This window comes from Methylibium sp. (genome assembly GCF_013817345.1).
Taxonomy (GTDB): Bacteria; Pseudomonadota; Gammaproteobacteria; order Burkholderiales; family Burkholderiaceae_C; genus Methylibium.
This window is the reverse complement of the sequence record NZ_JACDCW010000042.1, coordinates 17,844-30,975: the sequence shown is the minus strand read 5'-3', so window position 1 is coordinate 30,975 and position 13,132 is coordinate 17,844. Positions and strand designations below refer to the sequence as shown.

Below are 13,132 nucleotides of genomic sequence, written 5' to 3'. Positions count from 1 at the left end.
CGATTCCCCTGATCGGCGTGGTGATGGGCTCCAGCAGCGACTGGGAGGTCATGCACCACGCAGCCGACATTCTCACCGAGTTCGGCGTGCCCTTCGAGGCGCAGGTGGTCTCGGCGCACCGCATGCCAGACGACATGTTCCGCTATGCCGAAGGTGCCCGCGAACGCGGGCTCGCTGCCATCATCGCCGGCGCCGGCGGCGCGGCGCACCTGCCCGGCATGCTCGCCGCCAAGACTTCCGTGCCGGTGCTTGGCGTGCCGGTGCCTTCGAAACACCTGCAGGGTGTCGATTCGCTGCACAGCATCGTGCAGATGCCGCGCGGCGTGCCGGTGGCCACCTTCGCGATCGGTGCGCCCGGCGCGGCCAACGCGGCGCTGTTCGCCGTTGCGCTGCTGGCGCATGGCGACACCGCCCTGCGCGAGCGGCTCGACGCCTTTCGCGCCCGTCAGACCGAAGCCGCGCGCACCATGACCGCCGATCTGGCGGCGCCGCCGCAACCCTCCCGATGAGCCACCACAAGACCATCCTTCCCGCCGCCAGCGGCGCCGGCGCCCAGGCCACCACGCTCGGCGTCATGGGCGGCGGCCAGCTCGGCCGCATGTTCGTGCAGGCGGCGCAGCGGTTGGGTTACTTCACGGCGGTGCTCGACCCCGATGTCGCCAGTCCCGCCGGGCTGGTGTCGCATGTGCACGTACAGACCGACTACCTCGACGAACAGGGCCTGGCGCAGATGCTGCAACGCTGCGCCGCTGTCACCACGGAGTTCGAGAACGTGCCGGCCGGTGCGCTCTACACCCTGGGCGCGCACCTGCCGACGGCGCCTGGTGCCGACTCGGTGGCGATCTGCCAGAACCGCGCCGCCGAAAAGCTGCACTTCCGCCGCTGCGGCGTGGCTTGCGCGCCGCATGCGGTGATCGAAACGGCCGAGCAGCTCGCCCGCGTCGACGACGCGCTGCTGCCCGGCATTCTGAAAACGATGCGCCTCGGTTACGACGGCAAGGGCCAGATGCGCGTTCGCACGCGCGACGAATTGGCGGCTGCGTGGGGCGAGCTGGGCGACACGCCCTGCGTGCTCGAGAAACTGCTGCCGCTGGCGTTCGAGGTAAGCGTAATCCTGGCGCGTGCTGCCAACGAAGACGTCGTGCTGCTCCCGGTCCAGCGCAACCTGCACCGGGAGGGCGTGCTGGCGGTCACCGAGGTGCCTGCGCCGGGCGTGAGCCAGACGCTCGCGGCGCAGGCAGGCGAGGCAGCCGCGCGCATCGCCGCCGGCCTGAACTACATCGGCGTCTTGTGCGTCGAGTTCTTCGTGCTCGAAGACGGCACGCTGGTCGCCAACGAGATGGCGCCGCGGCCGCACAACTCCGGCCACTACAGCCTCGACGCCTGCGACGTGTCGCAGTTCGAGCTGCAGGTGCGCTGCATGACCGGGCTGCCGCTCACCGTGCCCCGCCTGCACTCGCCCGCGGTCATGCTCAACCTGCTCGGCGACCTGTGGTTCGACGCACAGGGGCGTGAGCGCACGCCGCCCTGGGCCGAGGTACTGGCGCTGCCGGGTGCGCACCTGCATCTCTACGGCAAGAGCGGCGCGAGGCACGGCCGCAAGATGGGCCACCTGACAGTGACCGCGGCGACGTTCGAGGCAGCGCGCACGGTGGCGCTCGAAGCCGCAGCGCTGCTGGGGCTGCCGGCGTTCTGATCGGCCCGCTATGACACGGCTGGACGGCACCGCGCCGCAAGCTGCCGCGCAGGCCGCCCGGCGGCTCGCAGACGGCGAACTGGTCGCCTTCGCGACCGAGACGGTCTACGGCCTGGGCGCTCGCGCCGACGACGACGCGGCCGTCGCGAAGATCTTCCATGCCAAGGGCCGGCCCGCCGACCATCCGCTGATCGTGCACGTGACGAACCTGCAGGCCGCCGAGGCGTTCTGCGACTCGCTGCCGCCGCTCGCGCAGCGGCTGATGGCGGCGTTCTGGCCTGGGCCGCTGACGGTCATCGTCGCCCGCCGCAGTGGCACGGCCGAAGCCGCGGCCGGCGGCCACGCCACCGTCGGCCTGCGTGCACCGGCGCATCCGCTGGCTCAGGCGCTGCTTGCCGAAGCCGCGGCGCTCGGCGTGCCGGGCATCGCCGCGCCGAGCGCCAACCGCTACGGGCGCATCAGCCCGACGCGCGCGGCGCATGTTCAAGGCGAGTTCGCCGACGTGCTGCCGGATCTGTGCGTGCTCGACGGCGGCGACTGCGCCGTCGGCATCGAGTCGAGCATCGTCGATTGCTCGCGCGGCCATGCCGTATTGCTGCGATCCGGCGTGCTGACCCGCGCGCAACTCGAGGCGGCGACAGGCGAGCCGCTGCGCGAAGCCGACGCCTCGGCGCCGCGCGCTCCGGGCACTCTGGCCTCGCACTACGCGCCGCGCGCCACGCTGCGGCTGATGTCCGGCGCTGCGCTGCGCAGCGCGCTCGAAGTGCTGCCGCTTGAAGCCCTGCCCGCCTCGAGCCCACGCAGGCTGGCGGTATATTCCCGCAGCACCCCGCCGCCGCGTCTGGCGGGCCGGCGCATGCCGGACGATGCCGCGGCTGCGGCGCATGAACTCTTCGCGGTGCTGCGGGCGTTCGACGACGAAGGCGTGCAGCTCATCTGGGTCGAGGAGCCGCCGCCCGATCCCGCCTGGGACGGTGTTCGCGACCGGCTGCGGCGTGCCGCCACGAGCTGAAGCGCTTCCTTCCCCTCCTCCCCTCGCCTTTTCGCTTCCTGGAGCACGCATGACTGTTGGCACTTTTTCCGTTCGCGGCCTGCGCCGCCTGATGCCGCCGACGGGATGGCGCGCTGTCGCGAGCGTGGCGCTGCTCGCCCTGGCCGGCTGCGGCGGCGGCGACACGGTCGACGAGTTCCGGCCACAGCGGCTGCTGGTGCTCGGCGACGAGACGAGCCTGATCACGGATGGCACCAGCGCTTACCCGGCGTTCTTGGAGGATGGTGAGACACCGCACCCAATGGCCGGCCAGATCATTCCCGCCGGCCTCAAATACAGCGTCAACGCGCTCGATCCCGTGGCACCGGCGCCCGAGCAAGTGGACAACCCCCCGACCGGCCCCATCGACTGCCTGCGCAACCGCATCTGGATTCAGATCGTGGCCGACGAGTACAACTTCGGTTTCGACGAATGCAACAGCGATCCGGCCGGCACGCCGCAAAGAGGCGTCATTTACGCGACGGTCGGCGCCCGCGTCGCCGACATCGCGGATCAGGTCACCGCCCACCGGGCCACGAGCAGCTTCACGCCGACCGATCTGGTGACCGTGTTCGTCGGCCAGCACGACATCCTCGACGTCTATGCGGGCGTCACGGCGGCGAGCCAATGTCGCTACGAAACCCGTGATGACCTGGGCTCGGCGGCACGCACGGCGCGCTCGCTCGGCGAGGCGCTGGCCCGGCAGATCAACGCCATCGCGCGCAGCGGCGACGGTGGCAGGGTGCTCTTTGTGACCGTGCCGAACCAGGGGGCGACGCCCTTCGCAAGGCAGGAGCCGACCGAATTCAACCGCCGGGAGTGCCTGCAGGAACTGACCGACGCGTTCAACGCCGGCTTGCGCACCGACGTCGTCGAGGACGGGCGGCAGATCGGGCTGCTGGCCATCGACGGGCAGGTGGAACAAATTCTCGACAACAACGATCGCTACGGTTTCGACAATGCGAACGTGACCGACGCGACGTGCAAACCGGAAGCCGTCTTGCCGAACTGCACGACCGACACGCTGAAGTACGCCGCCAGCAACGACGACTACCTGTGGGCCGACGATCTGCATTTCGGCCCCGAGCTGCACGATCTGCTGGGCGATCTGGTGGTTTCGCGAATCCGCAATCTGCCGTTCTGATCGCGAGCTGGAGACGCGGTTTGTCTCCGTCGCTTGCGGTTCAGCGTCCGTTTCGGGGTGGTTTGCCGCTGCGGCACCCCTGCCACTTGAGCGAAAGGATCACGAGCGCCAGGCCGAGCGTCACGCCGTTGGCCAGCACCATCGGCCACGAGCGCAACGCCAGGCCGTACACGAGCCACAGCGCGATGCCCAGCGTGAAGCTGACGTACATCCCCAGCGACACGCCGGCCAGATCACGCGTGCGCCAGGCCAACCAGGCCTGCGGCACGAAGGCTGCGGTGGTCAGCAGCGCGGCGGCATAACCGACCCATTCCCAGGAAAAGGCGACGGCCGGCAGGCTCATTCCTGCACCGTACCCGCCGCGCGCGGTGCCGCCGGGCGCAAGCATGAGCACTTGGGGCGGCGCGGCGTGCTCATGGCGAGCCCTCTTGCGCCGTCCAGTCGAGCAGAGCATCGAGCACCGGCCGCCCCGCATTGGCGTTCGGGTGGTTCAGGATGGCGACGAAGACGTAGCGGCGCCCGGAAGTGCCGATCACGTAGCCGGCCAGGCCCGCGGCGTCGCGCAGCGAGCCGGTCTTGAGGTGGGCGCGGCCCAGGGCGGCGCCCCAGATCCGGCCGGGCCGTTTCGCGGTGCCATCCACGCCGGGCAGCGGCAGCGAACTCGTCAGCTCCGGCATCAAGGGGCTGGTCCACAGCGCCTGCAGCCAGGCGCCCAGACAGCTCGCGCTGCTGCGCGAACTGCGCGAAAGGCCCGAGCCGTTGTCGATCACCACCTCGGCCTGCGTGCAAGCGGTGCGCTCGCGCACGTGCCGGCTCACGGCGGCGCGTGCGGCTTGGGCGGTGTCGAGCGGCACGACGGAGAGCCGTGCCTCGCTGGCGGCGGCCTCTTGCCTTTGCGGCTCGCCTGGCGACGGCAGGACGATCGGCAGCGCGGGAGTCGACACGGTCGCGGAGGCCGAGACAAAGGCGGGTGTCCCTTGCGGCAACTGTGCCGTGACTGCTGCGTCGAGCCCCAGGCTCAGGAAGAGCTGCTGAGCCATCACGTTGTTGCTGAACTTGTTGATGTCTCGAACCACCGAAGCCAGCGGCGGAGAGGCGAATTCGAACAGCAGCGAGGATTCGGGCGCTGCGACGCCTTCGCGCACGCGGCCGCCGAGCCGCCCGCCCGTTTCGCGCCACAGCGCATCGACCAGGCGGGCGTTGTAGCTGGCCGGGTCGGCATAGGCCAGCGACCAGCTCTTCTCGCCGCAGGCGACCGGGTAGCTGCCCGAAAACTTCAGCCGGGCGGGGTCGCTGAAATCGGCCTTTAGGGCGCCCCGCCAGTTGCCACAGTCGTTCGCTGTCAGCGGCACTCTGGCATCGACCTTCACGCCAGCCAGCGGCACGTCGGTGGTGATGCGCGCGATCTTGCGCGGTGGGTCGGGCACGAAGCCCAGCGTGATCGACTTGAGGTTGAGCATCAGCGCGTCGGGCTGTACGTTGTAGGGCCGCAGCGCATCGCCGTCGAAATCGGCCGGATCGCCCGGCGGTTGAGTGAACGCGCTGCCGTCGAGCACGATGTCGCCGCGTACCTCGCGCACGCCGCGCTGCTGAAGCTGGCGCAGCAGCAGCCACAGGCGTTCGATCACCAGTGTCGGGTCGCCGCGGCCCTGGATCACCAGGTCGCCGTGCAACACGCCGCGTGCGTCGATGGGCCCTGTCGCGAGCACCGGGGTGGACCAGGTCCAGGCGGGGCCCAGCAGTTCGAGCGCCGCGCCGGTGCTGTAGAGCTTCATCAGGGAGGCCGGATTCACCGGCTCCCGGGCGCGCCAGGTCAGACGCGGCGCTTCGTGCCCCTGCGGCCCGACTTCGGCGACCCAGGCGACCAAGGCTTCGGGCGGCAGGCGGGCGTCGGCCAGCGCCACCTGCACGGAGATCGGCAGCGGGTCGTCGGCGGCGGCCGCCCCGCTGACGAAAATTGCCAACAGCCAGCAGGCGGAAAGACGGCGCAGCAGGCGTGAACGACTCATCGCAACCATGATAAGTGGCCCCTGCGACGCGGCCGCCGCAAACGCGCCGCTAGACTCGGCGCATGGCTTTTTCCAGCGAGATCGTCGGCGCATACCGCCTCGGGCGAAAGTCGCTGGGAGGCGGCGCCCTTCGGCGTTCGCGAGGCGGTTTTGTTCGCTTGCCGAGCCTGCGCAGTCCGGCCGCCGGACGGGCACGGCAATGACTGCTCGCCTACTCGTACTCGACGCCGCGACCGAGACCCTGCACCTCGGGCTCACGGTGGACGGCCGCCAGTTGGTGCGCGCCTTGCCGGGCGGCGCCCGGGCTTCGGCCGCGTTGCTCCCCGGCCTGCTTGAATTGCTGCGGGAGGCTGGCATCGAGCTCGCACAGCTCGATGCCATCGGCTTCGGTCGCGGCCCGGGTGCCTTCACCGGCGTGCGCGCGGCGTGCGCAGTCACCCAAGGTCTGGCCTTCGGCGCTGCGTTGCCGGTGCTCGCACTGGACACCTTGTTGGCGGTGGCCGAAGACGCGCGCCAACAGGGCGCTGCTGGCGATCTCTGGGTCGCCATCGACGCCCGCATGGGCGAGACCTATGCGGCGCACTATCGGCACGATGGCGTGCGCTGGCTCGAACTCACAGCGCCGGCACTGCACGACCCCGCCACGCTGGCGCGCCACGTCGCCGGGGACTCGGAACTTCCGGCGGTCGCCGGCAGTTCGCTGCTCGCCCATGCCGGCGCCTGGGCCGATGTCCGCACGCCTTGCTGGCCGCATGCCTCGCCCCGCGCTGCGGCGCTGATTGCCTTGGCGCTGGCCGCCTGGGCTCGCGGCGAAGGACTCGACGCCGCCCAGGCGCTGCCGCTCTACGTGCGCGACAAGGTCGCTCAGACCACGGTCGAGCGCGGCGCCGCACGCGCGCAGGCGGCGGCGGTGGCGGATACGGAGCGCCCGGCATGACCCCGGCGCCGAGCCGCTGCCGAACACAAGCCATGCCGGCGACGGCGGGCGCAGAGGTCCGTGAGCGTGGCGGCGGCCGAAACGTCGCCACAGGCGGGTCGCGATGAACGCCGTCGTTCAGCCCGCTTCGCGCATGCTGTTGCCGCTGCGCGAGGAAGACCTCGACGGGGTGCTCGAGATCGAACAGGCGACTTACGACTTTCCCTGGACGCGCGGCAACTTCCTCGACTCGCTGCGTGCGGGCTACGAGATGCAGGGCCTGGTCGCGGCTGAGTCCAGGCTGATCGGCTACTTCATCGCCATGCAGGGCGTGGACGAACTGCACCTGCTCAACATCAGCGTCGCGCCAGCCGAACAGCGCCAGGGGCATGCGCGCTACATGCTCGACGAGCTGCGCGCCCTGGCCCGGGCGTGCGGCGCTGCGCAGCTCTGGCTTGAAGTGCGCGTCTCCAACGAGCGGGCCCGCGCGCTCTACGAGCGCTACGGCTTTCGCAACACGGGCCTGCGCCGCGGCTACTACCCCGCGCTCGGGCGCAAGCGCGAGGATGCGGTGGTGATGAGCCTGCAGATCCCGGAGGCGGCCCATGAGCTGGGATGACCGACAGCGGGCTTTGCTCGCCGAATTGGGAATTCGCCTTTGGGCGGATCCCCGACCGGCCGGTGATCTTGGCGACTCGCGCGGGCCCGACCGCCCGTCCGAGACCGAGACCGAGAGCGATCCTCGGCTCGACGCGTCCAGGGTTTCCTTGCGGCAGTCCGATCGCTCTCTTCCCGACCTTCCCTCCACCAGGGAGGCGGCACAAGCCGTAACGTCTTCGGGGCGGCAACCGGCGGGTATCGAGACGATGGAGTGGCCCGCGCTGCGTGCGGCGGTCGCCGGCTGCACTGCCTGCGGGCTGTGTCACGGCCGCCGCAATACCGTCTTCGGAGCCGGCTCTCCGGGCGCGCACTGGATGATCGTCGGCGAGGCGCCGGGCGAGCAGGAGGACCGGCAGGGCGAGCCCTTCGTCGGCAAGGCCGGGCAGTTGCTGGACAACATGCTGCGCGCGCTCGGCCTTCACCGCGATGCCGGCGGTGCCGAAGGCGGCGAGGCTGGCGCGTCGGCCGCGTCGGCAGCCACGGGCGATGCGGCGCAGCGTGTGGTCCTCGCCAACGTGCTCAAGTGCCGCCCGCCCATGAACCGCAATCCGCTGCCGGAGGAGGTGGCGCAGTGCGAGCCGTATCTGCGGCGGCAGGTCGAGCTGGTGCGCCCACGCATCATTCTGGCGATGGGGCGCTTCGCGGTGCAGTCCTTGCTGCGCACCGATCTTCCGATCGGCAAGTTGCGAGGCCGCCTGCATGCCTACGAGGGTGTGCCTCTGGTTGTGACCTACCACCCGGCCTATTTGCTACGCAACCCGGCCGACAAGGCGCGTGCCTGGGACGACTTGTGCCTGGCGCGCTCGGCGCTGCGCGTGGCCGAGGCGGACTCGGGCACACCACGAAGCGGGGATTGAAGCGCGCCGGTGGCGACCTATCATCGGCCGCCGCCCGAGCCTGCCCTTGTCCGCCCTGCCCACCTCGCACCCGCCAGCGCCGTCCCTGTGGGACGCGTTGCCGAGCAGCGTGTTGCTGCTGTCGAGAGACGGCCGTGCGCTGCACGTCAACACCGCCTTTTGCGCTTTTACCGGCCTGACGGCGGCGGCCGCTCAAGGGCGTGGCTGGCTGGCGGCCGTCGCCCCTGCCGCGCAGCCGGGGCTGCTTGCCGCATTGCAGAAAGCCGAGGACTTTTCGATGCAGTTGCAGTTGCAGTGGCAATGCGTGCCGGCCGACGGCGGCCCGCGTGAAGCCTGGGTCGACTGCGCCGGGTGCTGGCGCGCCGAGCACGGCGACCACGTCTGCGTGCTGCACGACATGTCGCCGGCGCGCCGCGCCGAACAGGCGGCGCGGGCCCAGGCCGAGCAATTGCGCCTGCTCGCTGACAACGTGCCGGCGCTGATCGCCTACTACGCCGCCGGCGACAACACCTGCCTGTTCGCCAACAAGCAATATGCGCAGACCTTCGGCTGGGACGAGCTCTCGATCGTCGGGCGCAGCGTGACCGACATCATCGGCGAGGCGGCCGAGCAGCAGATCCAGCCGCATGTCGATACCGTGCTGCAGCAGCAGCGCCCGGTGGTCTACGAGCGGCAATTGCAGCGCCCCGACGGCAGCGCGCAATGGCTGGAGGTTCACCTGGTGCCGCACGTCGATGCCGAGGGCCGGTCGATCGCCTGTTTCGTGCTGATCTCCGACATCACCCGCCACCGCCTCGCCGAGCAGGCGGTGCGCGAGTCGGAGGAGCGCTTCAGCAAGTTCGTGCAGGCCAGCTGCGAAGGCATCGTTTTTCACAAGGACGGTTTCATCACCGACGCCAACGCGCCGGCCTGCGCGCTCGTCGGCTTCGAACTCTCCGAGCTGCTCGGGCGGCGCGCGCTGGATTTCGTGGCGCCCGACCAGCTCGCCAAGGTGGCCGCCGTGATGGCCGCGAGCGAGGAAACCGCCTACGAAAGCGCGATCATCGACAAGGCCGGCCGGCGCATCGCGGTCGAGTTCATCGTGCGCAGCATGCACTGCGGCGGTGAGCCCATGCGCATGACCATCGTGCGTGACATCCGCGACCGGCAGGCCGCGCAGGCGCGCATCCACCACCTGGCCCACCACGACGAACTGACCGGCCTGCCCAACCGCCTGGCCTTCATGGAGCAGATCGAGCCGCTGATGGCGCAGGCGAAAAGCAGCGCCGAGCCGCTGGCGCTGCTGTTCATCGATCTCGACCACTTCAAGCGCGTCAACGATTCCCTCGGCCACCTGGCCGGCGACGCGCTGCTGCAGACCGTGGGGCAGCGCATCGTCGCGCTGCTGCGCGCCTCCGACCGGGTGGCGCGCTTCGGCGGCGACGAGTTCATGGTCTTGCTGTCCGGCGGCTCGCCCCGCGAGGTGGTGGCCGAGGTGGCGCTCAAGCTGCTCGCCGCGATCGAGGCGCCGCTGCATGCGGGCGGCCGGCCGATCACGGTCACGCCCTCGATCGGCATCGCCATCTATCCCGGCGACGGCGACACCCCGGCGCAACTGATCAAGAACGCCGATGCGGCGATGTACCTGGCCAAGGCACGCGGCCGCGCCAACGTGCAGTTCTTCGACCATGCGCTGGCCCGCAGCGCCTACGCCTCGCTGGTCATGGAGGGCCAGCTCGCGCAGGCGCTCGAGCGCGGCGAGTTCGTGCTGCACTTCCAGCCGCAGGTGCGCGCGAGCGACGGCGTGCTGGTCGGCGCCGAAGCCCTGGTGCGCTGGCAGCACCCCGAGCGCGGCCTGCTGCTGCCCGACGAGTTCATCGCGCTGGCCGAGCAGCAGCGACTGATGTTGCCGCTGGGGCTGTGGGTGCTGCGCGAGGCCGCCCGTGCGGCGCGCCGCTGGCAGGATACCGGGGCGCCTGGCGCGGCGGAGGTGCCGGTGGCGGTGAACCTGTCGATGCTGCAGTTCCAGGCAGTCGGTTTCGTCGAAGGCATCGAGGAAGTGCTGCGCGAGGTCGGCCTGCCGGGCCGGCTGCTCGAGCTGGAGCTGACCGAGCGCATGCTGATGGACGACCTGCCGGAGGTTCGCCGCAAGCTGAACCAGCTCAAGGCGCTGGGCGTCCTGCTCGCGGTCGACGACTTCGGCACCGGCTACTCGTCGCTCGGCCACCTCAAGGAGCTGCCGATCGACAAGATGAAGATCGACCGCTCCTTCGTCACCGACCTGCCGCAGCGGCGCGACTCGGCGGCGATTGCCCGGGCGATCATCCAGATGGCGCGCGGTCTGGACATCACGGTCATCGCCGAAGGCGTGGAAACCGAGGCACAGCGGGCGTTTTTGTCGCGCGAATGCTGCGACGAACTCCAGGGCGAGGCGATCAGCCCGCCGCTTTCCGCAGCGGCTTTCGAGGCGTGGAGAGCTCGCGCCGCGGGCGGCTGAGCGGCCTTCGCGAGGGGTTCAGCCGCCGCGGTCCAAGTAGCGCTTGCGCCGGAAATAAATCACCAGGCCGAGCGCCAGCCCCAGCATCAGCACGCTCGTGATCCACACGCCGGCGTTGCTGTGGACCAGCGGCAGAAAGTCGAAGTTCATGCCGAAGAAGCCGGTGATCAAGTTGAGCGGCATGAACACCGCGGTGAGCACCGTGAGCGTACGCATGATCTCGGCGGTGCGGTTGCTCTGCGCCGAGAAGTGCATCTGCACCGCGCCCTCGGCCGAACCCTCGAGCCGTCGCACGTGGCCGAGCACGCGCTCGATGTGTTCGAGCACGTCGCGCGAGCGCACCCGCAGCAGCTCGCGCTCGCGGCGCGCCGCGGGGTCGGGCTCGTCGGGCCATTCGTCGAGCGCGTCGATCCACTCGGTAACCGCGCTGCGCTGGTCTTCGCAGACGTCCTCCAGCAGGTGCAGGGCATTGCGAGAATCGAGCAGCATCTGCCAGTCACTGAAGTGGCTGCGCGGGCGGAACAGCTCCTGCTGCAGGTAGCCGAGCTGCTTGGTCAGCAGACGCCGCAGCTCGAGGTAGCTGTCGACCATGTGGTTGACCATGCGCAGCATCAGGTCGGCCGGGCTCGAGGGCAGCCGTGCGCCGGTGGTCCGCGCCTCGACGCCCTGGCCGATCTGGCGGAGCCGGTTGGCGAAGAAGTCGCGCACCTGGCAGTCAGTGGGGTGCACGGTGATCAGCACCTTGTCGAACACCGCGAAGCCGACCGGGCTGGTGTCGATGGAAGCCAGTGCCTGCCGGGCGCTGGCCACGGTGCCGCGGTTGTCGTCGGCGAACAGGCCGGCGCTGCCGATGCCGGCCGCCAGGCGGCGAAACACCATCACGTCGTACCAGGAGGTGTAGTCGAAGGTGGAAGGCAACTGGTTGTTGAGCAGATCGGAGACGTGCAGATCGACGAGCTGGCCGCCGGTCCAGCGTTGCAGCGCGTTCTGCAAGGGGGCCACGCCGACCTCGAACTCGCGCCTCGCGCTGCCGATCCACAAGTAGCCGTTGGTCGGCAGCCGGTCGGGCAGTTGCGTCAGCTCCGTGAACTGCTCGGCGGTGACATGAAAGATCCGCATCGGCCGATCAGCCGCGAGCCGGGCCGGCGCCAGCGCGGCGCAGCACGCGGGCCGCTGCCAGCGCGAAGTAGCTCAATACGCCGTCCGCGCCGGCGCGCTTGAAGGCGAGCAGCGACTCCATCATCACCGCCTCGCCGTCGAGCCAGCCGTTGGCCGCGGCCGCGTTCAGCATCGCGTACTCGCCGCTCACCTGGTAGGCGAAGGTCGGCACGCGGAACTCTTCCTTCACGCGGCGCACGATGTCGAGGTAGGGCATGCCGGGCTTGACCATCACCATGTCGGCGCCCTCGGCCAGGTCCATCGCCACTTCGCGCAGCGCCTCGTCGCTGTTGCCGGGGTCCATCTGGTAGACCTTCTTGTCGCTCTTGCCGAGGTTCGCAGCCGAGCCGACGGCGTCTCGGAAGGGCCCGTAGAAGGCGCTCGCGTACTTGGCGCTGTAGGCCATGATGCGGGTGTGAACTAGCTGGCGCGCTTCCAACGCTTGGCGGATCGCGCCGATGCGGCCGTCCATCATGTCGCTGGGCGCAACGATGTCGACGCCGGCCTCGGCCTGCACCAGCGCCTGCTGCGCAAGCACCGCCACCGTGTCGTCGTTGAGGATGTAGCCGGTGTCGTCGAGCAGGCCGTCCTGGCCATGACTGGTGAAGGGGTCGAGCGCCACGTCGGTCAGCACGCCGAGTTGCGGAAAGCGGCGCTTGAGTTCGCGCACGACGCTCGGCACGAGGCCTTCGGGGTTGAGCGCTTCGCGGCCGTCCGCGGTTTTCTTTGCGGCATCGATCACCGGGAACAGCGCCAGCACGGGGATGCCAAGCTCAACGCACTCTTCGGCCACCGGCAGCAGGCGGTCCAGGCTCAGGCGCTGCACGCCCGGCATCGAGGCCACGTCCTGCGCCTGGTTACGACCGTCGAGCACGAACACCGGCAGGATCAGGTCGGCGGGTGAAAGTGCGTGTTCGCGCACCAGCGCGCGGGTGAAATCATCGCGGCGCAGGCGGCGCGCGCGCGTGGCGGGAAAGCGTTGCGGGTAGGAGATCAAGGGGGCGGACCGGTGAGGCGGTGCGGGCCCTGCCTTCTGCCGCCCTGCGCGGGCCGGCTCGACGGGCAAACCCGGCGCCGCGGGCTGCTGAAATGTGCAGCGGATGATACGTCGCGAGATCTGCGGGCAAGCCGTCACGATGCCGTTCGGAGCGCAAACGTGAGAGGGCACGCCTCGCATGCGCAGCCC

General features: G+C 70.1%; 12 protein-coding genes. 8 read left to right on the top strand and 4 right to left on the bottom strand.

Annotation, left to right across the window (positions count from 1 at the left end; genetic code table 11):
- Nucleotides 1-2 precede the first annotated feature (2 nt).
- From purE to H0W40_RS09990, 4 genes are read left to right on the top strand one after another with little or no spacing between them, the layout of a single operon-like run.
- Nucleotides 3-509: a 5-(carboxyamino)imidazole ribonucleotide mutase gene (gene purE / locus H0W40_RS10005; protein WP_292445772.1), complete on the top strand. Its 507-nt coding sequence runs from the start codon at nt 3-5 to the stop codon at nt 507-509.
- Nucleotides 506-1,696, top strand: coding sequence for a 5-(carboxyamino)imidazole ribonucleotide synthase (locus H0W40_RS10000; protein WP_292445771.1), 1,191 nt, complete (start codon nt 506-508; stop codon nt 1,694-1,696). Before purE ends, H0W40_RS10000 begins: the two co-directional genes overlap by 4 nt.
- A gap of 10 nt (nt 1,697-1,706) precedes the next feature.
- Nucleotides 1,707-2,708 (top strand): L-threonylcarbamoyladenylate synthase, encoded by a 1,002-nt coding sequence (locus H0W40_RS09995; RefSeq protein WP_292445769.1) that lies wholly within the window; start codon nt 1,707-1,709, stop codon nt 2,706-2,708.
- Nucleotides 2,671-3,870, top strand: a complete 1,200-nt coding sequence (locus tag H0W40_RS09990) for an SGNH/GDSL hydrolase family protein (protein WP_292445767.1) — start codon at nt 2,671-2,673, stop codon at nt 3,868-3,870. Before H0W40_RS09995 ends, H0W40_RS09990 begins: the two co-directional genes overlap by 38 nt.
- A 40-nt stretch (nt 3,871-3,910) precedes the next feature.
- Here the strand turns inward: H0W40_RS09990 and H0W40_RS09985 are convergent, their stop codons facing one another.
- Together H0W40_RS09985 and H0W40_RS09980 are read right to left on the bottom strand one after the other, a co-directional pair.
- On the bottom strand, nt 3,911-4,213 hold the full coding sequence (locus H0W40_RS09985) for a SemiSWEET family sugar transporter (RefSeq protein WP_292445765.1): 303 nt from the start codon (nt 4,211-4,213) through the stop codon (nt 3,911-3,913).
- Nucleotides 4,214-4,283: 70 nt separating this feature from the next.
- Nucleotides 4,284-5,879 carry a D-alanyl-D-alanine carboxypeptidase gene (locus H0W40_RS09980; protein WP_292445764.1) on the bottom strand — a complete coding sequence of 532 codons (1,596 nt, stop codon included), beginning with the start codon at nt 5,877-5,879 and terminating at the stop codon, nt 4,284-4,286.
- 199 nt (nt 5,880-6,078) lie between these two features.
- Here H0W40_RS09980 and tsaB point away from each other — a divergent pair, with 199 nt between their 5' ends.
- The 4 genes from tsaB (at nt 6,079) to H0W40_RS09960 (ending at nt 10,788) form a co-directional block, all read left to right on the top strand.
- A complete protein-coding gene (gene tsaB, locus H0W40_RS09975) occupies nt 6,079-6,816 on the top strand; it encodes a tRNA (adenosine(37)-N6)-threonylcarbamoyltransferase complex dimerization subunit type 1 TsaB (RefSeq protein WP_292445762.1) in 738 nt (245 codons plus the stop codon).
- 103 nt (nt 6,817-6,919) lie between these two features.
- On the top strand, nt 6,920-7,414 hold the full coding sequence (gene rimI, locus H0W40_RS09970) for a ribosomal protein S18-alanine N-acetyltransferase (protein WP_292445761.1): 495 nt from the start codon (nt 6,920-6,922) through the stop codon (nt 7,412-7,414).
- Nucleotides 7,401-8,312 (top strand): uracil-DNA glycosylase, encoded by a 912-nt coding sequence (locus H0W40_RS09965; protein ID WP_292445759.1) that lies wholly within the window; start codon nt 7,401-7,403, stop codon nt 8,310-8,312. Before rimI ends, H0W40_RS09965 begins: the two co-directional genes overlap by 14 nt.
- 46 nt (nt 8,313-8,358) lie before the next feature.
- Nucleotides 8,359-10,788, top strand: coding sequence for a bifunctional diguanylate cyclase/phosphodiesterase (locus H0W40_RS09960; RefSeq protein ID WP_292445758.1), 2,430 nt, complete (start codon nt 8,359-8,361; stop codon nt 10,786-10,788).
- A gap of 18 nt (nt 10,789-10,806) precedes the next feature.
- On the opposite strand, the gene H0W40_RS09955 is transcribed toward H0W40_RS09960, so the two are convergent.
- Nucleotides 10,807-11,907 carry a magnesium transporter CorA family protein gene (locus H0W40_RS09955; RefSeq protein ID WP_292445757.1) on the bottom strand — a complete coding sequence of 367 codons (1,101 nt, stop codon included), beginning with the start codon at nt 11,905-11,907 and terminating at the stop codon, nt 10,807-10,809.
- 7 nt (nt 11,908-11,914) lie between these two features.
- Nucleotides 11,915-12,940, bottom strand: a complete 1,026-nt coding sequence (gene hemB, locus H0W40_RS09950; RefSeq protein ID WP_292445774.1) for a porphobilinogen synthase — start codon at nt 12,938-12,940, stop codon at nt 11,915-11,917.
- Nucleotides 12,941-13,132: the final 192 nt, after the last annotated feature.

Excerpts from the sequence above, each read along its gene's own strand:
- H0W40_RS10000 (WP_292445771.1), top strand. The coding sequence starts at position 506 with ATGAGCCACCACAAGACCATCCTTCCCGCCGCCAGCGGCGCCGGCGCC.
- tsaB (WP_292445762.1), top strand. The coding sequence starts at position 6,079 with ATGACTGCTCGCCTACTCGTACTCGACGCCGCGACCGAGACCCTGCAC.
- H0W40_RS09955 (WP_292445757.1), bottom strand. The coding sequence starts at position 11,907 with ATGCGGATCTTTCATGTCACCGCCGAGCAGTTCACGGAGCTGACGCAA.
- H0W40_RS09995 (WP_292445769.1), top strand. The coding sequence starts at position 1,707 with ATGACACGGCTGGACGGCACCGCGCCGCAAGCTGCCGCGCAGGCCGCC.
- H0W40_RS09985 (WP_292445765.1), bottom strand. The coding sequence starts at position 4,213 with ATGAGCCTGCCGGCCGTCGCCTTTTCCTGGGAATGGGTCGGTTATGCC.
- H0W40_RS09965 (WP_292445759.1), top strand. The coding sequence starts at position 7,401 with ATGAGCTGGGATGACCGACAGCGGGCTTTGCTCGCCGAATTGGGAATT.
- H0W40_RS09980 (WP_292445764.1), bottom strand. The coding sequence starts at position 5,879 with ATGAGTCGTTCACGCCTGCTGCGCCGTCTTTCCGCCTGCTGGCTGTTG.
- rimI (WP_292445761.1), top strand. The coding sequence starts at position 6,920 with ATGAACGCCGTCGTTCAGCCCGCTTCGCGCATGCTGTTGCCGCTGCGC.